Origin of the sequence: Cohaesibacter sp. CAU 1516 (assembly GCF_005771485.1) — a bacterium.
In the GTDB taxonomy this organism is placed as follows: Bacteria; Pseudomonadota; Alphaproteobacteria; order Rhizobiales; family Cohaesibacteraceae; genus Cohaesibacter; species Cohaesibacter intestini.
Map to the genome: position 1 here is coordinate 816097 of NZ_VANT01000001.1, position 17821 is coordinate 833917.

Below are 17821 nucleotides of genomic sequence, written 5' to 3' on the forward strand. Positions count from 1 at the left end.
GCGATAACGTCGAGATGAATGTCGAGCTGATCGTGCCAATCGCCATGGAAGAAAAACTGCGCTTCGCTATCCGCGAAGGTGGTCGTACCGTAGGCGCCGGCATCGTCGGCTCTATCGTCGAGTAATCATTAGGGCAGGGGTGCGGAATACCCTTTTCGCACCCCAGTCTTTTGAGGTTGAAAATATGAACGGTCAGAATATTCGAATTCGCCTTAAGGCATTCGACCATCGCATTCTCGATACGTCGGCAAAAGAAATCGTATCCACCGCTAAGCGCACAGGCGCTAATGTACGTGGTCCGGTTCCGCTTCCGACCCACATCGAGAAGTTCACTGTCAACCGTTCGCCGCATGTTAACAAGAAAAGCCGTGAGCAGTTCGAGATCCGTACGCACAAGCGTCTCCTCGACATCATTGACCCGACCCCACAGACGGTTGATGCCCTCATGAAGCTTGATCTTGCGGCCGGTGTGGACGTTGAAATTAAGCTCTAACGTGAGCGAGAGGCAAGAGTAGCCATGCGTTCTGGTGTGATCGCACAGAAGTTGGGAATGACCCGCATTTATACCGAGAGCGGTGAACACGTTCCGGTAACTGTTCTCAAAGTAGAGAACTGCCAGGTTGTAGCCCAGCGTACTGTTGAGAAAAACGGCTATACCGCACTTCAGTTGGGTGCAGGTAAAGCCAAAGTGAAAAATGTTTCGCAGCCTTTGCGCGGCCACTTCGCCGTTGCCAAGGTAGAGCCGAAGCGTAAAGTTGCAGAATTCCGTGTCAGCGAAGACAATCTTATCGATGTCGGTGCTGAATTGACCGCGGATCACTATGTTGCTGGTCAGCATGTGGATGTTATCGGGACTTCGATTGGTAAAGGCTTTGCCGGCTCCATGAAGCGCCACAACTTCGGTGGTGGACGCGCAACCCACGGTAACTCCATCTCGCACCGTGCTCACGGTTCGACTGGTCAGTGTCAGGATCCCGGCAAGGTCTTCAAGGGCAAGAAAATGGCTGGCCACATGGGTGCAACCCGTGTGACGACGCAGAACTTGAAAGTCGTCAAAACTGACGCCGATCGTGGTCTGGTTCTGGTGCAGGGTGCTGTGCCTGGTTCCAAAGGCGGTTGGATCCTGATCAAGGATGCTGTCAAGAAAGCCCGTCCGGCCGAGGCTCCGCTTCCTGGTGCCATTCGTGCCGCTGAAGCTCCTGCTCAAGAAGCTGCTACGGAGGGTGCTGAATAATGGAATTGCAAGTCAAAACCCTTGATGGCGGTGATGCCGGTTCTGTTGCTGTTTCTGAAGATGTGTTCGGTCTCGAACCACGTGCGGACATTCTTGCCCGCATGGTTCGTTACCAGCAGATGAAGAAAATGGCCGGTACTCACAAGACCAAGACCCGTGCTGAAATCACTGGCACCACCAAGAAATACCTTCGTCAGAAGGGTTCCGGTGGCGCTCGTCACGGCAACAAGAAAGTGCCGCAGTTCCGTGGTGGTGGTCGTGCATTTGGTCCGGTTGTTCGCTCTCATGCGATCGAGCTGCCAAAGAAAATTCGTGCGCTGGCTCTGAAGCATGCTCTGTCTTCCAAAGTTAAGAATGATAGCATTATCATTCTCGATGACATGAAGGCCGAGGCGCCAAAGACGGCAGCTGTGAAGAAACAGATCTCCGGTCTGGGCATCGAAAATGCTCTGTTCATTTCCGGTCAGGAAGTGGATGACAATTTCGCAAAAGCTGCCCGCAACATCATCGGTATCGATGTGCTGCCGGTTCAGGGCATCAATGTTCTTGATGTTCTGCGTCGCGACACGCTGGTGCTGAGCAAGGCCGCAGTCGATGCTCTGGAGGCACGGTTCAAATGACCAACCTTCGTCATTACGATATCATCCGCAGCCCGGTGATCACCGAGAAGGCAACCATTCAGTCTGAAGAAGACAAGGTTGTGTTCAACGTGTCCAAGGATGCGACTAAACCAGAAATCAAGGCCGCAGTTGAGGCTCTGTTTTCCGTGAAGGTCAAAAGTGTGAACACTCTGGTCCGCAAGGGCAAAGTGAAGCGCTTCAAAGGCATCATCGGTAAGCAGGTCGACGTGAAAAAAGCGATTGTCACCCTCGAAGAGGGCCAGTCCATCGACGTCACGACTGGTCTTTAAGAACGCGTGGATAGGCTTTAAGTCATGGCACTCAAGACCTTTAAACCGACTAGCCCGGGCCAGCGTCAGTTGGTGATTGTAGACCGCTCCGATCTTTGGAAAGGCAAGCCGGTCAAGACACTCACCGAGGGTTTGACCAAGTCTGGCGGTCGTAACAACTATGGTCGCGTCACGGCACGTCGTCGTGGTGGCGGTCATAAACGCAGCTACCGCATCATCGACTTCAAGCGTCAGAAGTTTGACGTTCAGGGGACGGTGGAGCGTCTGGAATATGATCCAAACCGTACGGCTTTCATTGCTCTCATCACCTATGAAGATGGCGAGCAGGCATACATCCTGGCTCCTCAGCGCCTGCGCGCTGGCGACAAGGTGATTGCTTCTCAGAAAGCCGATATCAAGCCTGGCAACGCTATGCCTCTGGCCAACATGCCTGTCGGTACCATCATCCACAATGTGGAGATGAAGCCAGGCAAAGGCGGTCAGATCGCTCGCTCCGCTGGTGGTTATGCCCAGCTTGTCGGTCGTGATGCCGGTTATGCGATCATTCGTTTGAACTCCGGTGAAACCCGTCTGGTTCTCGGTACCTGTATGGCTACCGTTGGCGCTGTTTCCAACCCGGAACATTCGAACATCAATCATGGTAAAGCTGGTCGTAACCGTTGGCTCGGTAAACGTCCAGAAGTGCGCGGTGTCGTTATGAACCCGGTTGATCACCCTCATGGTGGTGGTGAAGGCCGGACCTCTGGTGGTCGCCATCCTGTGTCTCCATGGGGTAAGCCAACCAAGGGCAAGCGTACTCGCTCCAATAAGTCGACCGACAAGTTTATTGTTCGTAGTCGGCATCAGCGCAAGAAATAAGGGTTAACCGATGGCACGTTCTGTTTGGAAAGGTCCGTTTGTCGACGGATACCTCCTGAAGAAGGCAGACAAGGTTCGCTCCTCTGGTCGTAACGAAGTGATCAAGACGTGGAGCCGACGCTCCACGATCCTTCCGCACTTCGTCGGTCTCACCTTTGGTGTGTATAACGGTCAGAAACATGTACCGGTTTCCGTCTCTGAAGAGATGGTCGGTCACAAGTTTGGCGAATTTTCTCCGACCCGTAACTACTACGGTCACGGGGCCGACAAAAAGTCGAAGAGGAAATAATGGGTAAGGCAAAACGCGCACGCGTCCTGAAAGACAACGAGGCAAAGGCGGTTTCCCGCATGCTTCGCACGTCTCCGCAGAAGCTGAACCTTGTCGCAGCAATGATCCGCGGGAAAAAGGTTGATGCCGCTCTGGCTGACCTGACCTTTTCCTCCAAGCGCATTGCACGTGATGTTAAAAAGTGTTTGGAATCTGCGATCGCCAACGCTGAAAACAACCATGAACTGGATGTTGACAGCCTGATCGTAGCAGAAGCTTATGTTGGTAAGGCACTTGTGATGAAACGCTGGCAGCCACGTGCTCGTGGTCGTGTTGGCAAGATCCTCAAGCCGTTCTCCAACCTGACGATCGTTGTTCGTGAAGTTGAGGAGGCAGCCTGATGGGTCACAAGGTAAATCCAATCGGTCTTCGTCTGGGCATCAACCGCACCTGGGATTCTCGTTGGTACGCCAACAAGAACGAGTATGGCGCTCTTCTGCATGAAGATTACGCCATCCGGAGCATGCTCGAGAAAGAACTGAAGCAGGCCGCCGTCTCTAAGATCGTGATCGAACGTCCGCACAAGAAATGCCGGGTGACCATTCACTCTGCACGTCCGGGCATCGTGATCGGCAAAAAAGGCGCCGACATCGAGAAACTTCGCAAACAGGTTGGCAAGCTGACCAATTCCGACGTACATATCAACATTGTTGAAGTTCGTAAGCCGGAATGTGATGCAAACCTGGTTGCTCAGTCCATCGCGCAGCAGCTCGAACGTCGTGTGGCTTTCCGCCGTGCAATGAAGCGTTCGGTTCAGTCCGCAATGCGGATGGGTGCAGAAGGCATTCGTATCAACTGTGCAGGCCGTCTGGGTGGTGCCGAAATCGCGCGTACCGAATGGTATCGTGAAGGTCGTGTTCCGCTTCATACCCTGCGCGCCGATATTGATTATGGCACTGCTGAAGCTTTGACCGCTTATGGCATCTCCGGTATCAAGGTGTGGATCTACAAAGGCGAGATCATGGAACATGATCCAATGGCCTCTGAGCGTCGCGCATCCGAAGGTTCTGACGGTGGCAACAGAGATGGTGGTCAGCGTCGTCGTAGCAACAAGCCTGCTGCTTAATGTTGGTCACAAGCTGAGTTAAGAGAGAAGAACAATGCTGCAACCAAAGCGCACTAAATACCGCAAGCAGCACAAGGGCCGTATTCATGGCAATGCCAAAGGGGGCTATGAGCTCAACTTTGGCGCCTACGGTCTGAAGGCTCAGGAGCCTGCGCGTATCACCGCTCGCCAGATCGAGGCTGCGCGTCGTGCTATGACCCGTCACATGAAGCGTGCCGGTCGTGTTTGGATCCGTGTGTTCCCGGACCTGCCAGTGTCCAAGAAACCTACCGAAGTCCGTATGGGTAAAGGTAAAGGTTCTCCTGAATACTGGGCTGCTCGTGTAGCTCCGGGTCGGATCATGTTTGAAATTGATGGTGTACCGGCAGATATCGCCCGGGAAGCCATGCGGCTTGCTGCTGCGAAGTTGCCTATCAAGACACGCTTCGTACAGCGCATCGCCGACTAACGGTGTGAAGGGATAGACCCATGAAAGCATCAGATGTCCGCGCGATGACGTCGGACCAAATCACTGACGAGTTGGAAAAACTGAAGAAAGAGCAGCTCAATCTGCGCTTTCAGCAGGCCACCGGTCAGTTGGAAAACACTGTGCGTGTTCGGCAGGTTCGCCGTGACATTGCACGCCTGATGACCGTTGCCCGCGATAAGCGTGCATCGTCAGCAGAATAGGAGAGACGGGATGCCAAAGAGAATTCTGCAGGGCCTCGTCGTTAGCGACAAGCAAGACAAGACCGTCGTTGTCAAAGTCGAGCGCCGTTTTACGCATCCGCTTCTCAAGAAGACTGTGCGTCGTTCCAAACGGTACCAGGCTCACGACGAAGGGAATGCCTTCAAAGTAGGTGACCAGATCTTCATTCAGGAATCTGCACCTATTTCGAAATCTAAACGTTGGGTCGTGGTCGGTAAGGATCTTCCTTCCGCATAACTCACTTCGATTATTGGACGTATACCCGTCGCGCTTCGCGTATCGGGACAATAAAAAAGGCGGCCAGTCATGATTCAGATGCAAACAAACCTTGACGTCGCGGATAACTCCGGCGCACGTCGTGTCATGTGCATCAAAGTGCTCGGCGGCTCCAAACGGAAATATGCTGGCATCGGCGACCTCATCGTCGTCTCTGTCAAGGAAGCAATTCCGCGTGGACGCGTTAAGAAGGGCGATGTGATGAAGGCAGTTGTGGTTCGTACCGCAAAAGCTATTCGTCGTCCGGACGGCAGCGTCATCCGTTTTGACCGTAGTGCAGCTGTTCTGGTGAACAACAACAAGGAACCAATCGGTACCCGTATCTTCGGCCCGGTTCCTCGTGAGCTCCGCGCTCATAACCATATGAAGATCATTTCCCTTGCTCCGGAGGTGCTGTAATGGCTGCGAAACTCAAAAAGGGTGATCGCGTCATTGTTCTTGCCGGTAAAGACAAGGGCAAGAGCGGTGAAATTGTGCAGGTGATGCCAGCTGAAGAGCGGGCTATCGTGCGCGGTATCAACATGGTCAAGCGTCATCAACGTCAGACGCAGGGTCAGGAAGGCGGCATCGTCAATAAAGAAGCCTCCATCCACCTGTCCAACCTGGCAATGGCGGACCCGAAAGACGGTAAGCCAACCCGCGTTGGTTTCACTGTCAAAGAAGACGGCACCAAGGTGCGCGTGGCCAAACGTTCAGGAGATGTGATTGATGGCTGAGGCTGCTTACACTCCGCGTCTGAAGACGCAATATGAAGACGTTATCCGCGCCAAGATGCAGGAAAAATTCGAGTTCAGCAATCCTATGAAGATGCCGAAACTTGAAAAAGTAGTGCTCAATATTGGTGTTGGTGAAGCGGTTGGCGATTCCAAAAAAGTCAAGTCTGCCTTGGCTGACCTGGAAGCCATTGCCGGTCAGAAGCCGGTTGTAACCAAAGCACGTAAATCGATCGCGACCTTCAAACTTCGTGAAGGCATGCCGATCGGTGTGAAGGTTACTCTGCGCGGCGACCGCATGTATGAATTTCTGGATCGTTTGATCACGATTGCACTGCCTCGCGTACGTGACTTCCGTGGTCTCAACGGTAAAAGCTTTGACGGCAACGGCAACTATGCCATGGGCCTGAAAGAGCATATCGTATTCCCAGAAATCGAATACGACAAAGTTGACCAGATTTGGGGCATGGACATCATCGTTTGCACTACGACAAGCAACGATGAGGAAGCTCGTGCACTTCTGACCGAATTCAACTTCCCGTTCAGTCGATAAGTCTGCGGAAAGTACGAGGATAAAGTAATGGCTAAAAAGAGCGCTGTCGAAAAGAACAAAGCTCGCGCCCGCCTGGCTGATAAGTATGCTGCAAAGCGTGCTTCTTTGAAAGCTATGGCCAAGGACGAGTCTCTGTCTCTTGAAGAGCGGTTCAAAGCTCGCCTGAAGCTCGCCGAGCTTCCGCGCAACTCCGCATCCATCCGCATCCGCAACCGTTGTGATGTAACTGGCCGTCCACGCGGCTACTATCGCAAGTTGAAGATGTCCCGTATTTCGCTTCGTCAATTGGGCAATGAGGGTCAAATCCCTGGCCTGGTGAAGTCGAGCTGGTAAGGAGCGCGGTAATATGGCAATGACCGATCCCTTGGGGGATATGCTGACCCGCATCCGCAATGCGCAGATGCGTAGCAAAACCAAAGTTTCCACTCCTGCATCCAAATTGCGTCAGCGCGTACTTGACGTTTTGGCTTCAGAAGGGTACATCCGCGGCTACACCACCGTCGAATTTGAAGGCGGTAAGTCCGAGCTCGAAATCGAATTGAAATATTTCGATGGCGAACCGGTGATCCGTGAAATCCAACGCGTGTCCAAGCCTGGCCGTCGCGTGTATGCGTCCGTGAAGAATATTCCACGCATTCACAACGGTCTTGGCGTGTCGATCGTGTCCACACCGAAAGGTGTGATGGCCGATCATGACGCTCGTGAGCAAAATGTGGGTGGTGAGGTTCTGTGTCGCGTCTTCTGATGCGGCACTGACTTTGTTGCTCTAGATCCGGACAGGTTAGTCTTATGTCACGTATTGGTAAAAAGCCTGTTGCAGTGCCTGCTGGCGTTACTGCAACGATCGATGGCAAAACCGTCAAAGCGAAAGGTCCAAAGGGCGAATTGTCTTTTGTACTGTGCGATGACGTTGATGCCAAATTGACGGATGATGGTATTCTGGTCGAGCCACGCAGCAATTCAAAAACTGCGCGCTCGCTGTGGGGTATGACCCGCACCCAGATTCTCAACATCCTGACTGGTGTTTCTGCAGGTTTCGAAAAGAAACTTGAAATCAACGGCGTTGGTTACCGCGCCCAGATGAAGGGCAATGACCTTCAGCTGGCTCTCGGTCTTTCCCACGATGTTCTGTATGAAGTTCCCGAAGGGATCACGGTTGCTTGTCCAAAGCCAACCGAGATCACTGTGAACGGCATCGACAAACAGTCCGTTGGGCAGGTTGCTGCAGAGATCCGTAAATATCGTCCACCTGAGCCCTACAAAGGCAAGGGTATCAAGTATAGTGATGAATTTATCTTCCGCAAGGAAGGTAAGAAGAAGTAACGGAAACTTATTATGGCGAAGGCACAATCTCAGTTTGAGCGCCGTCGTGCACGTGTGCGGCGCGCCCTGAAAAAGACTGCCAACGGCCGTCCGCGTTTGAGTGTTAACCGGTCTTCCAAGCACATCTATGCACAGATCATCGACGATGAGAAAGGCGTTACAGTTGTATCGGCTTCCTCTATCGAGAAAGATCTGCGTGAGAAGCTTGCGACCGGCGCGGACAAAGCCGCCGCTTCGGAAGTTGGCAAGCTGATTGCGGAACGCGCAACAGCCGCTGGCGTGAAGGACGTAGTCTTTGATCGTGGTGGTTACATCTACCACGGCCGTATCAAATCACTCGCAGATGCTGCGCGTGAAGGCGGATTGAATTTCTAACCGTTCGGGCAACCGATCGCTCCGACGAGAGAAGAAAACTCATGAACAAGAAGATTGATCGTGAAGAGCGCGAAAGCGAATTCGTCGACCGACTCGTCCACATCAACCGCGTTGCCAAAGTGGTTAAAGGTGGCCGTCGCTTCGGATTTGCTGCGCTCGTCGTAATTGGTGATCAAAAGGGCCGTGTAGGCTTTGGTCACGGTAAGGCGCGCGAAGTGCCAGAAGCCATTCGTAAGGCTTCTGAGGCTGCCAAGCGCAACATGATCCGCGTGCCTCTGCGTGAGGGTCGTACGCTGCATCACGACGTTGCCGGTCGCCATGGCGCTGGTAAAGTTATGCTGCGTGCTGCACCTCCGGGTACCGGTATCATTGCGGGTGGTCCAATGCGTGCAGTGTTTGAAACGCTGGGCGTGCAGGACGTGGTTGCCAAGTCTGTTGGCACCTCTAACCCTTACAACATGGTACGTGCAACCTTCGATGCCCTGAAAGCAGAAGACAGCCCTCGTGGTGTTGCTGCTCGTCGTGGCCTCAAAGTCTCCACGCTCCAGGCTCGTCGTCGTGTTGTTGACGGAGGCCGCTCCGACGCTTAAGTGCGCTCGGAAGGGTCTTTCGTCCCAAAGAAGAGGAGCCGGACATGGCTAAGAAGGAACAGGGCACCGTTACTGTTGAACAGATCGGCAGCCCTTTGCGTCGGCCAAAAGATCAGCGTGCTACGCTGGTTGGTCTTGGTCTGAACAAAATGCATCGTCGTCGTACCCTTCAGGATACCCCTGAAGTTCGCGGCATGATCGCTAAAGTCTCTCACCTCGTCCGCGTTGTGGATGAAGGCTAAGAGGCGGGAGAGTATTATGAAGCTCAACGAAATTCGCGATAACGACGGCGCTACGCATTACCGCAAGCGCGTTGGTCGCGGCATCGGCTCGGGTGTCGGTAAAACCGGCGGCCGTGGTGTCAAGGGTCAGAAATCTCGCTCTGGTGTTGCTATCAAGGGCTTTGAAGGTGGTCAGATGCCATTGCATCGCCGTCTGCCAAAGCGTGGTTTTAACAACATCTTCGCAAAAGACTTCAACACCGTATCCGTTGGCCGCATCCAGCAGGCCATCGATGCAGGTAAACTGGACGCATCTGCGACCGTTACCGTTGCTGTCTTAAAAGAAGCTGGCATCGTTCGTCGTTTGCGCGATGGCGTTCGCCTGCTCAGCGATGGTGAGTTGACCGCCAAGGTTGCCTTCGAAATCGAAGGTGCTTCCAAGGCAGCCATCGCCGCTGTTGAAAAAGCAGGTGGATCCGTCAAGATCCTCGGCGAAGAAAAAGAATAAGAGAGAGGGCTCGCAGGAGCCCTCCTTTTTTTGCGTTTAGAGCTAAGGAGCAGGGCACTTCCTGCACCTTGCTCTATACATTTGTTTTGGCGCACCTATATTTACCGGATCAACTGACGATTCGAATCAGCGCTATAAGCGGAGTAGAATATGGCTTCGGCAGCAGAACAACTCGCCGCCAACATCAATTTTGGCGCCTTTGCAAAAGCAGAAGAGCTGAAGAAACGCATCTGGTTTACGCTGGGTGCTTTGTTGGTTTATCGGCTCGGGACGTATATTCCGCTTCCAGGGATCAATCCTGAAGCTTTGGCGCAAGCCTTCAACAACAATCAGAACGGCATTCTCGGCCTGTTCAACATGTTTTCTGGCGGCGCGGTCGGCCGTATGGCGATCTTTGCGCTCGGAATCATGCCCTATATTTCCGCGTCCATTATCATTCAGCTGATGACCACCGTGTCTCCGACACTGGAAGCGCTGAAGAAGGATGGTGAGCGTGGCCGCAAGGTCATCAACCAATATACCCGCTACGGCACCGTTGTTCTTGCGACCTTGCAGGCATACGGTATTTCGGTCGGTCTTGAGGGATCCTCCAATATCGTGGTGGATCCGGGTATGTTCTTCCGTTTCTCCGCTGTGCTGACGCTGGTTGGCGGCACCATGTTCATGATGTGGCTTGGTGAACAGATCACGGCGCGCGGCATTGGTAACGGTATCTCGCTGATCATTTTCTCCGGTATTGTGGCTGGTCTGCCTTCTGCGGTTGCCAACACGCTGGAACTGGGTCGTCAGGGTTCCCTGTCCACTGCTATCATTCTGGGCGTGATTGCTGTTGCGATTATCGTGATTGCCTTCATCGTCTTCATGGAGCGTGCACAGCGTCGCCTGATCATTCAGTATCCAAAGCGTCAGGTTGGTCGCCAGATGTTCCAGGGCGAAACCTCTCACTTGCCATTGAAGCTCAACACGGCCGGTGTGATCCCGGCGATCTTTGCCTCCTCACTTTTGTTGCTGCCAATCACGGTTGCCAACTTCGTGTCGGGGCAGGGGCCTGACTGGTTGAACACAGTCACCGCTTTGCTCGGTCATGGTCAACCTCTGTATATGATTCTATATGCGGCCTTGATTGTCTTCTTCGTTTTCTTCTACACAGCAATTGTGTTCAACCCGCAGGAAACTGCGGACAATCTGAAGAAGCATGGCGGCTTTATTCCGGGCATCAGACCAGGTCAGAGAACTGCAGAATATATCGACCGTATCCTGACACGCGTTTCTGTGCTGGGTGCGATCTACATGGTTCTCGTCTGTCTTCTGCCTGAATTCCTGATCTCGGCTACGGGTGTGCCATTCTACTTCGGCGGTACGTCCCTTTTGATTGTGGTCAGTGTCACCATGGACACTGTGTCACAGATTCAGGGACATCTGCTGGCCCATCAATATGAAGGGCTGGTCAAAAAATCGAAGTTGAGGGGTAAACGTCGATGAGACTGATTCTGCTTGGACCTCCGGGGGCAGGTAAGGGCACACAGGCCGAGCGCCTTGTGCAGGATTACAAGATAGTGCAGCTTTCCACCGGTGAAATGCTACGTGCCGCGGTGGCTGCAAAGACTCCGGTCGGCCTGGCTGCCAAGGAAATCATGGATCGTGGCGAGTTGGTCTCAGACGAGATCGTCGTGTCCATCATTTCCGATCGTGTTGAAGAGGCGGATTGTGCCAACGGCTTTATCCTCGACGGCTTTCCTCGCACGATTGCTCAGGCAGAAGCACTCACCGAGTTGCTTAAGAATAAGAAAATGGAACTCGACGCAGTGGTCGAGATCCGGGTCGACGAAGGCATTCTGTTGTCTCGTATCGAAAAACGTGCGTCTGAGAGCGCCGAGGTTCGTGCCGATGACAATGCGGAAGCCCTGAAGAAACGCCTTGCTGTATACAAGGCACAGACCGAGCCTCTGATCGACTTCTACACCAAGACCGGCGAATTGAAGACGGTTGACGGTATGCAGGACATCGAACAGGTCGCTCAGTCGATCAAGGATGTGCTGAGTTGAGTTTTCTAGCGTTTTTCGCTCTGGATGGCTTGACTCTTACATTCTGAATCCGGTAGTAACCGGCGCTAGCCGCATAAAATGCGGCTCTGTGTTCGGAAGCCCAGAGCTTTCGGGCACATTTTGTGCGTTCTGTATGACCCTTGGGTCATCGGCGTCAATAAACAACAAAAGTGTTTCTTGCCATTAAGTGCCGCTGTCTTGGTGCTAAGGATGGGGAGGAGCTTCACCCGGATGCATCCAGTCCTTTCGGACTGCCTGCATATAAGGAGATCAGACGTGGCCCGTATTGCTGGCGTCAACATTCCGACGAACAAGCGCGTCATCATCGCGCTTCAGTATATCCATGGCATTGGACCCAAATTTGCCAAGGAAATCACCGAACAAGTCAACATCGCTCCAGAGCGTCGCGTCGCCGACCTCACTGATGCTGAAGTTCTGAAAATGCGCGAAGTGATCGACGCTGGCTACACTGTAGAAGGTGACCTGCGCCGTGAGACCGCCATGAACATCAAGCGCCTGATGGATCTGGGTTGCTACCGTGGCCTGCGCCATCGTCGTGGTCTGCCCGTTCGTGGTCAGCGCACGCACACCAACGCTCGCACCCGTAAAGGTCCTGCGAAAGCGATTGCTGGTAAGAAGAAATAATCCACGGTTTGTCCGGTGGAGCCGCTGGTATAACGGCGGTGTAGAGATCGAGGAAAGAATATGGCGAAAGATGCCTCGCGCGTTAAGCGTCGCGAACGTAAGAATATTACGTCCGGTGTAGCGCATGTGAATTCGACCTTCAACAACACCATGATCACCATCTCCGATGCACAGGGAAATACCATTTCCTGGTCTTCGGCTGGTGCAATGGGCTTCAAGGGCTCTCGTAAGTCCACCCCATTCGCCGCGCAGATGGCTGGTGAAGATGCTGGCAAAAAAGCTGCCGAGCATGGCATGAAGACACTCGAAGTTGAAGTCAAAGGCCCTGGTTCGGGTCGTGAATCAGCCCTGCGTGCCCTTCAGGCACTTGGTTTCACCATCACCTCTATTCGTGATGTGTCCCCAATTCCGCACAATGGCTGTCGTCCGCGCAAGCGTCGTCGCGTCTAATAATTTTCAGGTTCCCTGCCGCTCGCTGTGGCTGGACCATAGCAGCAAAAGGTGGGGTATCTCCCCGGAACGAGAAAGGGTTGAGACGTGATTCAGAAAAACTGGCAGGAACTTATCAAGCCAACCAAGCTCGAAATCACCCCGGGCGACGACGAGTTGCGTCTCGCCACAGTGGTTGCCGAGCCTCTGGAGCGTGGTTTTGGCATGACCTTGGGCAATGCCCTGCGTCGTGTCCTTCTGTCTTCCCTGCAAGGGGCAGCAGTGACCGCCATCCAGATTGACGGTGTTTTGCATGAATTTTCCTCCATTTCCGGTGTTCGCGAAGACGTGACGGATCTGATCCTGAACGTCAAGGAAATCGCGTTGCGCATGGAAAGTGAGGGCCCGAAGCGTATGGTTCTCCGCAAGGAAGGCCCGGGTGTTGTGCGTGCAGGTGATATTCAGGTTGTCGGCGATGTCGAAATCCTGAATCCAGAACTGCCGCTTTGCACTTTGGACGTTGGTGCCGAGCTTCGCATGGAATTCACTGTCGATAGTGGCAAGGGTTATGTGACCGCAACTCAGAACCGTCCGGACGATGCTCCGATCGGTCTGATCCCGGTTGACAGCCTCTATTCTCCGGTCAAGCGTGTTGCTTACAAAGTCGAGAATACCCGTGAGGGTCAAGTTCTCGATTATGACAAGCTCATCATGAATATTGAAACGGATGGTTCCGTGAAGCCTGATGATGCGGTGGCTTTTGCTGCACGCATTCTTCAGGACCAGCTTTCCATCTTCGTCAATTTCGAAGAGCCGGAAAAAGAAGTTGTTCAGGAACAGACCCAGGAATTGGCATTCAATCCAGCACTGCTCAAGAAAGTGGACGAGCTGGAACTGTCTGTCCGTTCTGCTAACTGCCTGAAAAACGACAACATTGTTTACATCGGTGATCTTATCCAGAAAACGGAAGCGGAAATGCTCCGCACGCCGAACTTTGGCCGTAAGTCGCTCAACGAGATCAAAGAAGTCCTCGCACAGATGGGTTTGCATCTGGGCATGGAAGTTCAGGCATGGCCGCCTGAAAATATCGACGATCTCGCCAAGCGCTACGAAGATCAGTACTAATTGTTACCCACGGTGTGATACCGTCGGATAGGAAAAGGAGAGGGCAATGCGCCACGGCAAATCAGGTCGCAAGCTCAATCGCACAGCTTCTCATCGCAAGGCAATGTTCGCCAACATGGCGGCAGCTTTGATCAAGCATGAGCAAATCGTAACCACCCTGCCTAAGGCTAAAGAACTCAAGCCGATCGCAGACAAACTCATCACTCTGGCAAAACGCGGCGATCTGCATGCCCGTCGTCAGGCAATTTCCCAGATCCGTGACAAAGACATGGTCAAGAAATTGTTCGACGTACTCGGCGAGCGTTACACCGAACGTCAGGGCGGCTATACCCGCGTTCTGAAAGCCGGCTTCCGCTATGGCGACAACGCGCCAATGGCTGTGATCGAGCTTGTTGATCGTGATCCTGAGGCTCGCGGCAAAGACTCCGGTCCAACGCAGGAAGTTGAAACCGAAGACGCAGCGTAAGCTTGTTGCCGGTTGATAAGTTTAAAGGGGTGGCCATTGGTCACCCCTTTTTCGTTTGGGGCTGCCTTAGTCGATCGGTGTGAGCCACAAATTGCGGACAGTGGGACATTAAGAACCTCTGCTGTTTGATTAATTCTTGGCAATGATAAAAGATGGTGCCGTGGGTGACCTTAGTTTTGCCCGCTCACGGTCCTAGCTTTTCGGACATGAATTTTCCCGTGACTGATCAGCGCGCGGGTATATGATTTGCTTATGATTGGAAAGAGGGGTGTCAGCATGTCTTTGTCGAAAAAACTTGCCATATTGACTGTCGTTGCTGTGGCGGCGGGCGTAGGCGGTGCTCTCAGCGACTATGTCTTATCGTCGGGCGTGACGACGAAGGCCGTGGCGGCGTCTGCTACCGCAAGCAGGGTGCCAGCAAGCAAGGCCGAGATGCAACTGAGCTTCTCCCCTGTGGTCGATGCAGCAGCCCCTGCGGTGGTCAATGTCTATGCAACGCGACGGGTGCAGCAGCGGGCGCGATCTCCATTCTTTGATGATCCTTTCTTCGAGCGTTTCTTTGGCGGCAATGGCTTCGGCCAGCCGCGCGAGCGGGTCGAGCGGTCGCTGGGTTCGGGTGTTATTGTTGATCCAAGCGGGGTGATCGTCACCAACCATCACGTGATCAAGGGCGCGACCGAGGTGCGGGTGGCTTTGGCAGACCGGACTGAGTTTGATGCGGATATCATTCTTGATGAGGAGCGCACCGATCTGGCCATTTTGAAAATTCGGGATCCCAAACAGGCATTCCCATCACTGCCGTTTGCGGATTCCGATGAGTTGAAGGTTGGCGATCTGGTGCTGGCAATTGGCAATCCGTTCGGGGTGGGGCAGACGGTGACCAGCGGCATCGTCTCGGCCTTGGCGCGGACCCATGTGGGCATCAGCAATTATCAATTTTTCATTCAGACCGACGCGGCGATCAATCCGGGCAATTCCGGCGGCGCATTGGTTGACATGAATGGGCGTCTGGTTGGGGTCAATACGGCGATCTTTTCGCGCTCCGGTGGCTCGAACGGAATCGGCTTTGCCATTCCGGCCAATATGGTGCGTCTGGTGGCGGAAGGGGCAATTTCCGGCAAGGGGATCGAGCGGGCGTGGTTCGGCGGCAGCTTGCAGATGGTAACAGCGGACATTGCCGAAGGGCTGGGGTTGGATCGGCCCCGTGGGGTGCTTGTAACCGCGCTTGACGAGGATGGCCCAGCGGAAGAAGCGGGATTGGAAGTCGGGGATTTGCTGTTGCAGGTCAATGGTAAGGATGTCGACAGCCCGGATGCGTTTGAATATCGCTATGCGACGGTCAAACTCGGGGCTGAAGCAGAATTGACGATCCTGCGTGACGGGCGCGAGAAAGTACTTACCGTGCGCACAGCAACCGCGCCAGAGCGACCACCACGCGATGCAGTGCTGATAGATGGTTATTCACCTTTCGGGGGTGCAACAGTTTACAATCTGTCTCCTGCCGTGGCACAGGAACTGGGACTGGATACCGGCCTTAAGGGAGTCGTGGTGGCCAAGGTTGAACAAGGCTCCACTGCAGACCGACTTGGCGTCCGGGTGGGGGACATCATCCGACGGCTGAATGGCGAGGTGATCCGCACCACACGGGTTCTGGAGATCCTGACAGAACAGAATTTCCGCCTCTGGCGGATGGAAATTGAACGCAATGGTCAGACCATCAAGACAACCATCAGTGGTTAGGCACAAGACGTGAGCAATCTGTTTGAGACGGCGGGCCTGTCGACGCCCGCAGGAAAGCAAGACAAGGATCAGCCAGAGGGAGCGATGCGCCCTCTGGCTGATCTGTTGCGCCCCCGACATCTGAATGAAGTGGTCGGACAAGGCCATTTGGTCGGTGACGATGGCACTTTGACACGGATGTTGAAGAGCGGCTCGCTGGGCTGCTTGATCCTTTGGGGACCGCCGGGGACGGGGAAAACCACCGTTGCCCGTCTGTTGGCCGATGGGACAGACCTGCATTTTGAACAGATTTCCGCGATTTTTTCCGGTGTGGCTGACCTCAAGAAGGTGTTTGAAGCAGCCCGCGAGCGCCGGAGGATGGGCAAGACAACTTTGTTGTTTGTCGACGAGATCCATCGTTTCAACAAAGCTCAACAGGACAGCTTTCTGCCCGTGATGGAAGATGGCACGGTGGTGCTGGTCGGCGCGACAACGGAAAATCCGTCCTTTGAGTTGAATGCCGCTTTGCTGTCTCGGTCGCAGGTTTTGACCTTCAAAAGCCTTGATGATGAAGCGATCGGTCAGTTGCTGACGCGGGCTGAAGAAGGGCTTGGCAAGCCCTTACCGCTGGATGACGAGGCGCGGGCCGCATTGGTCCGGATGGCGGACGGGGACGGGCGGTCCTCTTTGACGCTGGCGCAGGAAGTTTGGCGGGCCGCGCATGAGGGTGAGACATTCACCGCCGAGCAGCTGGGCACCATTCTGCAGCGGCGTGCACCGATCTATGACAAGTCGGCCGACGGGCATTACAATCTGATCTCTGCCTTTCACAAATCGATCCGTGGATCTGATCCGGATGCGGCGCTTTACTATATGTGCCGGATGCTCGATGCGGGAGAAGATCCGCTTTATATTTTGCGGCGGATGACCGTGATGGCGTCTGAGGATGTGGGACTGGCAGATCCGAACGCTGTGGTGATGGCAATGGCCTGCCGCGAGGCCTTTCAATTGATCGGGGCGCCGGAGGGGCATTATGCTCTGGCGGAGCTGGCGATCTATCTGGCGACGGCACCAAAATCGAACAAGGGTTATCTGGCCTATCATGCGGCGATGAAGGCGGCGAAGAAGGAAGGTTCTCTGCCACCACCCAAACATATTCTCAATGCGCCCACCAAACTGATGGCTGCAGAAGGCTATGGCGATGGCTATCGCTATGATCACGATGAGCCGGATGCCTTTTCCGGTCAGGATTACTTCCCGACAGAAATGGGCAGAAAGCGCTTTTATCAGCCGGTAGAACGCGGCTTTGAGCGTGACTTGCGCAAGCGGTTGGACTATTGGTCTCGCTTAAGAATGGAACGGAACAAATGAATCACTTTCTCCTTGTCGCGCTGGGAGGGGCCGCGGGTGCCAGCATGCGCCATCTGGTCGGCATGATTGCCCTGCGCACCTTTGGCAGTGGCTTTCCCTATGGCACCATGATTTGCAATATCTCGGGCTCTTTCCTGATGGGGCTTCTGATTGAGCTTTTGGCACTGCGGTTTCAGGCCAGCACCGAGGTCCGATTGCTGCTGACAACCGGGCTTTTGGGCGGTTTTACCACCTTTTCCACCTTTTCCCTTGATGTTGTGGTGCTCACAGAACGCGGGCAGATGGGGTTGGCCCTTTTTTATGTTGCATTGTCCCTTGCCGGGGCTATTGTGGCGCTTTTCGCAGGACTGAGCGTGGCACGGGCGCTGGTATAGACGA

The 17821-nt window shown here is 54.0% G+C and carries 30 protein-coding genes and 1 pseudogene; all 31 read left to right on the plus strand.

The genetic code is table 11. The features are described from left to right. Nucleotides 1-125: pseudogene (locus FDK21_RS03705) on the plus strand (elongation factor Tu); the annotation flags it as partial. A 59-nt stretch (nucleotides 126-184) separates the two neighbouring features. Beyond that, nucleotides 185-493 carry a 30S ribosomal protein S10 gene (gene rpsJ / locus FDK21_RS03710; RefSeq protein WP_090072145.1) on the plus strand — a complete coding sequence of 103 codons (309 nt, stop codon included), beginning with the start codon at nucleotides 185-187 and terminating at the stop codon, nucleotides 491-493. A gap of 24 nt (nucleotides 494-517) precedes the next feature. Continuing rightward, nucleotides 518-1234, plus strand: coding sequence for a 50S ribosomal protein L3 (gene rplC, locus FDK21_RS03715; protein ID WP_114009120.1), 717 nt, complete (start codon nucleotides 518-520; stop codon nucleotides 1232-1234). After that, nucleotides 1234-1854 (plus strand): 50S ribosomal protein L4, encoded by a 621-nt coding sequence (gene rplD / locus FDK21_RS03720; RefSeq protein ID WP_114009119.1) that lies wholly within the window; start codon nucleotides 1234-1236, stop codon nucleotides 1852-1854. Before rplC ends, rplD begins: the two co-directional genes overlap by 1 nt. After that, nucleotides 1851-2144, plus strand: a complete 294-nt coding sequence (locus FDK21_RS03725) for a 50S ribosomal protein L23 (RefSeq protein ID WP_114009118.1) — start codon at nucleotides 1851-1853, stop codon at nucleotides 2142-2144. The genes rplD and FDK21_RS03725 overlap by 4 nt, the downstream gene beginning before the upstream one ends. 24 nt (nucleotides 2145-2168) lie before the next feature. After that, complete coding sequence (rplB, locus tag FDK21_RS03730; RefSeq protein ID WP_114009117.1) at nucleotides 2169-3002, plus strand: 50S ribosomal protein L2; 834 nt, start codon at nucleotides 2169-2171, stop codon at nucleotides 3000-3002. A gap of 10 nt (nucleotides 3003-3012) precedes the next feature. Further along, nucleotides 3013-3291 carry a 30S ribosomal protein S19 gene (gene rpsS / locus FDK21_RS03735; RefSeq protein ID WP_114009116.1) on the plus strand — a complete coding sequence of 93 codons (279 nt, stop codon included), beginning with the start codon at nucleotides 3013-3015 and terminating at the stop codon, nucleotides 3289-3291. After that, entirely contained in the window at nucleotides 3291-3671 is a 381-nt protein-coding gene (gene rplV / locus FDK21_RS03740) for a 50S ribosomal protein L22 (RefSeq protein WP_114009115.1), read from the plus strand. Before rpsS ends, rplV begins: the two co-directional genes overlap by 1 nt. Then, the gene (gene rpsC, locus FDK21_RS03745; protein ID WP_114009114.1) at nucleotides 3671-4396 is read left to right on the plus strand and encodes a 30S ribosomal protein S3; all 726 of its coding nucleotides are present in this window, start codon (nucleotides 3671-3673) and stop codon (nucleotides 4394-4396) included. The genes rplV and rpsC overlap by 1 nt, the downstream gene beginning before the upstream one ends. Before the next feature lie 34 nt (nucleotides 4397-4430). Beyond that, entirely contained in the window at nucleotides 4431-4844 is a 414-nt protein-coding gene (rplP, locus tag FDK21_RS03750) for a 50S ribosomal protein L16 (RefSeq protein WP_114009113.1), read from the plus strand. A 20-nt stretch (nucleotides 4845-4864) separates the two neighbouring features. Continuing rightward, nucleotides 4865-5065, plus strand: a complete 201-nt coding sequence (rpmC, locus tag FDK21_RS03755; RefSeq protein WP_114009112.1) for a 50S ribosomal protein L29 — start codon at nucleotides 4865-4867, stop codon at nucleotides 5063-5065. Nucleotides 5066-5075: 10 nt separating this feature from the next. After that, a complete protein-coding gene (rpsQ, locus tag FDK21_RS03760; RefSeq protein ID WP_114009111.1) occupies nucleotides 5076-5321 on the plus strand; it encodes a 30S ribosomal protein S17 in 246 nt (81 codons plus the stop codon). Nucleotides 5322-5390: 69 nt separating this feature from the next. Further along, entirely contained in the window at nucleotides 5391-5759 is a 369-nt protein-coding gene (gene rplN, locus FDK21_RS03765; protein WP_114009110.1) for a 50S ribosomal protein L14, read from the plus strand. Next, on the plus strand, nucleotides 5759-6076 hold the full coding sequence (gene rplX / locus FDK21_RS03770) for a 50S ribosomal protein L24 (protein WP_138147550.1): 318 nt from the start codon (nucleotides 5759-5761) through the stop codon (nucleotides 6074-6076). The genes rplN and rplX overlap by 1 nt, the downstream gene beginning before the upstream one ends. Continuing rightward, nucleotides 6069-6626, plus strand: a complete 558-nt coding sequence (gene rplE, locus FDK21_RS03775) for a 50S ribosomal protein L5 (RefSeq protein WP_138147551.1) — start codon at nucleotides 6069-6071, stop codon at nucleotides 6624-6626. Before rplX ends, rplE begins: the two co-directional genes overlap by 8 nt. 27 nt (nucleotides 6627-6653) lie before the next feature. Continuing rightward, nucleotides 6654-6959, plus strand: coding sequence for a 30S ribosomal protein S14 (gene rpsN / locus FDK21_RS03780; protein ID WP_114009107.1), 306 nt, complete (start codon nucleotides 6654-6656; stop codon nucleotides 6957-6959). A gap of 13 nt (nucleotides 6960-6972) precedes the next feature. Further along, nucleotides 6973-7371 carry a 30S ribosomal protein S8 gene (gene rpsH / locus FDK21_RS03785; protein WP_114009106.1) on the plus strand — a complete coding sequence of 133 codons (399 nt, stop codon included), beginning with the start codon at nucleotides 6973-6975 and terminating at the stop codon, nucleotides 7369-7371. A 44-nt stretch (nucleotides 7372-7415) separates the two neighbouring features. Continuing rightward, entirely contained in the window at nucleotides 7416-7949 is a 534-nt protein-coding gene (rplF, locus tag FDK21_RS03790; protein WP_114009105.1) for a 50S ribosomal protein L6, read from the plus strand. A 12-nt stretch (nucleotides 7950-7961) separates the two neighbouring features. Next, nucleotides 7962-8324 carry a 50S ribosomal protein L18 gene (gene rplR / locus FDK21_RS03795; RefSeq protein WP_114009104.1) on the plus strand — a complete coding sequence of 121 codons (363 nt, stop codon included), beginning with the start codon at nucleotides 7962-7964 and terminating at the stop codon, nucleotides 8322-8324. 41 nt (nucleotides 8325-8365) lie between these two features. Then, the gene (rpsE, locus tag FDK21_RS03800; RefSeq protein ID WP_114009103.1) at nucleotides 8366-8914 is read left to right on the plus strand and encodes a 30S ribosomal protein S5; all 549 of its coding nucleotides are present in this window, start codon (nucleotides 8366-8368) and stop codon (nucleotides 8912-8914) included. 44 nt (nucleotides 8915-8958) lie between these two features. Then, entirely contained in the window at nucleotides 8959-9156 is a 198-nt protein-coding gene (gene rpmD, locus FDK21_RS03805; protein ID WP_114009102.1) for a 50S ribosomal protein L30, read from the plus strand. A gap of 16 nt (nucleotides 9157-9172) precedes the next feature. Continuing rightward, a complete protein-coding gene (rplO, locus tag FDK21_RS03810; RefSeq protein WP_114009101.1) occupies nucleotides 9173-9643 on the plus strand; it encodes a 50S ribosomal protein L15 in 471 nt (156 codons plus the stop codon). A 150-nt stretch (nucleotides 9644-9793) separates the two neighbouring features. Next, complete coding sequence (gene secY, locus FDK21_RS03815) at nucleotides 9794-11125, plus strand: preprotein translocase subunit SecY (RefSeq protein WP_114009100.1); 1332 nt, start codon at nucleotides 9794-9796, stop codon at nucleotides 11123-11125. Continuing rightward, complete coding sequence (locus FDK21_RS03820) at nucleotides 11122-11688, plus strand: adenylate kinase (RefSeq protein ID WP_138147552.1); 567 nt, start codon at nucleotides 11122-11124, stop codon at nucleotides 11686-11688. Before secY ends, FDK21_RS03820 begins: the two co-directional genes overlap by 4 nt. 276 nt (nucleotides 11689-11964) lie before the next feature. Further along, nucleotides 11965-12333 carry a 30S ribosomal protein S13 gene (rpsM, locus tag FDK21_RS03825; RefSeq protein WP_114009098.1) on the plus strand — a complete coding sequence of 123 codons (369 nt, stop codon included), beginning with the start codon at nucleotides 11965-11967 and terminating at the stop codon, nucleotides 12331-12333. A 60-nt stretch (nucleotides 12334-12393) separates the two neighbouring features. Beyond that, nucleotides 12394-12783 (plus strand): 30S ribosomal protein S11, encoded by a 390-nt coding sequence (gene rpsK, locus FDK21_RS03830; RefSeq protein ID WP_114009097.1) that lies wholly within the window; start codon nucleotides 12394-12396, stop codon nucleotides 12781-12783. An 87-nt stretch (nucleotides 12784-12870) separates the two neighbouring features. Beyond that, nucleotides 12871-13887, plus strand: coding sequence for a DNA-directed RNA polymerase subunit alpha (locus tag FDK21_RS03835; protein WP_114009096.1), 1017 nt, complete (start codon nucleotides 12871-12873; stop codon nucleotides 13885-13887). A 46-nt stretch (nucleotides 13888-13933) separates the two neighbouring features. Further along, entirely contained in the window at nucleotides 13934-14353 is a 420-nt protein-coding gene (gene rplQ, locus FDK21_RS03840) for a 50S ribosomal protein L17 (RefSeq protein ID WP_114009095.1), read from the plus strand. Nucleotides 14354-14629: 276 nt separating this feature from the next. Then, nucleotides 14630-16093 carry a DegQ family serine endoprotease gene (locus FDK21_RS03845; protein WP_138147553.1) on the plus strand — a complete coding sequence of 488 codons (1464 nt, stop codon included), beginning with the start codon at nucleotides 14630-14632 and terminating at the stop codon, nucleotides 16091-16093. 84 nt (nucleotides 16094-16177) lie between these two features. Then, nucleotides 16178-17443 (plus strand): replication-associated recombination protein A, encoded by a 1266-nt coding sequence (locus FDK21_RS03850; protein ID WP_138147936.1) that lies wholly within the window; start codon nucleotides 16178-16180, stop codon nucleotides 17441-17443. After that, nucleotides 17440-17817 carry a fluoride efflux transporter CrcB gene (gene crcB, locus FDK21_RS03855; RefSeq protein ID WP_114009093.1) on the plus strand — a complete coding sequence of 126 codons (378 nt, stop codon included), beginning with the start codon at nucleotides 17440-17442 and terminating at the stop codon, nucleotides 17815-17817. Before FDK21_RS03850 ends, crcB begins: the two co-directional genes overlap by 4 nt. Nucleotides 17818-17821 lie beyond the last annotated feature (4 nt).

Bases quoted from the DNA above. Each gene is read 5' to 3' on its own strand.
- rpsJ (WP_090072145.1), top strand. From the start codon at position 185: ATGAACGGTCAGAATATTCGAATTCGCCTTAAGGCATTCGACCATCGC.
- rplC (WP_114009120.1), top strand. From the start codon at position 518: ATGCGTTCTGGTGTGATCGCACAGAAGTTGGGAATGACCCGCATTTAT.
- rplD (WP_114009119.1), top strand. From the start codon at position 1,234: ATGGAATTGCAAGTCAAAACCCTTGATGGCGGTGATGCCGGTTCTGTT.
- FDK21_RS03725 (WP_114009118.1), top strand. From the start codon at position 1,851: ATGACCAACCTTCGTCATTACGATATCATCCGCAGCCCGGTGATCACC.
- rplB (WP_114009117.1), top strand. From the start codon at position 2,169: ATGGCACTCAAGACCTTTAAACCGACTAGCCCGGGCCAGCGTCAGTTG.
- rpsS (WP_114009116.1), top strand. From the start codon at position 3,013: ATGGCACGTTCTGTTTGGAAAGGTCCGTTTGTCGACGGATACCTCCTG.
- rplV (WP_114009115.1), top strand. From the start codon at position 3,291: ATGGGTAAGGCAAAACGCGCACGCGTCCTGAAAGACAACGAGGCAAAG.
- rpsC (WP_114009114.1), top strand. From the start codon at position 3,671: ATGGGTCACAAGGTAAATCCAATCGGTCTTCGTCTGGGCATCAACCGC.
- rplP (WP_114009113.1), top strand. From the start codon at position 4,431: ATGCTGCAACCAAAGCGCACTAAATACCGCAAGCAGCACAAGGGCCGT.
- rpmC (WP_114009112.1), top strand. From the start codon at position 4,865: ATGAAAGCATCAGATGTCCGCGCGATGACGTCGGACCAAATCACTGAC.
- rpsQ (WP_114009111.1), top strand. From the start codon at position 5,076: ATGCCAAAGAGAATTCTGCAGGGCCTCGTCGTTAGCGACAAGCAAGAC.
- rplN (WP_114009110.1), top strand. From the start codon at position 5,391: ATGATTCAGATGCAAACAAACCTTGACGTCGCGGATAACTCCGGCGCA.
- rplX (WP_138147550.1), top strand. From the start codon at position 5,759: ATGGCTGCGAAACTCAAAAAGGGTGATCGCGTCATTGTTCTTGCCGGT.
- rplE (WP_138147551.1), top strand. From the start codon at position 6,069: ATGGCTGAGGCTGCTTACACTCCGCGTCTGAAGACGCAATATGAAGAC.
- rpsN (WP_114009107.1), top strand. From the start codon at position 6,654: ATGGCTAAAAAGAGCGCTGTCGAAAAGAACAAAGCTCGCGCCCGCCTG.
- rpsH (WP_114009106.1), top strand. From the start codon at position 6,973: ATGGCAATGACCGATCCCTTGGGGGATATGCTGACCCGCATCCGCAAT.
- rplF (WP_114009105.1), top strand. From the start codon at position 7,416: ATGTCACGTATTGGTAAAAAGCCTGTTGCAGTGCCTGCTGGCGTTACT.
- rplR (WP_114009104.1), top strand. From the start codon at position 7,962: ATGGCGAAGGCACAATCTCAGTTTGAGCGCCGTCGTGCACGTGTGCGG.
- rpsE (WP_114009103.1), top strand. From the start codon at position 8,366: ATGAACAAGAAGATTGATCGTGAAGAGCGCGAAAGCGAATTCGTCGAC.
- rpmD (WP_114009102.1), top strand. From the start codon at position 8,959: ATGGCTAAGAAGGAACAGGGCACCGTTACTGTTGAACAGATCGGCAGC.
- rplO (WP_114009101.1), top strand. From the start codon at position 9,173: ATGAAGCTCAACGAAATTCGCGATAACGACGGCGCTACGCATTACCGC.
- secY (WP_114009100.1), top strand. From the start codon at position 9,794: ATGGCTTCGGCAGCAGAACAACTCGCCGCCAACATCAATTTTGGCGCC.
- FDK21_RS03820 (WP_138147552.1), top strand. From the start codon at position 11,122: ATGAGACTGATTCTGCTTGGACCTCCGGGGGCAGGTAAGGGCACACAG.
- rpsK (WP_114009097.1), top strand. From the start codon at position 12,394: ATGGCGAAAGATGCCTCGCGCGTTAAGCGTCGCGAACGTAAGAATATT.
- rplQ (WP_114009095.1), top strand. From the start codon at position 13,934: ATGCGCCACGGCAAATCAGGTCGCAAGCTCAATCGCACAGCTTCTCAT.
- FDK21_RS03845 (WP_138147553.1), top strand. From the start codon at position 14,630: ATGTCTTTGTCGAAAAAACTTGCCATATTGACTGTCGTTGCTGTGGCG.
- FDK21_RS03850 (WP_138147936.1), top strand. From the start codon at position 16,178: ATGCGCCCTCTGGCTGATCTGTTGCGCCCCCGACATCTGAATGAAGTG.
- crcB (WP_114009093.1), top strand. From the start codon at position 17,440: ATGAATCACTTTCTCCTTGTCGCGCTGGGAGGGGCCGCGGGTGCCAGC.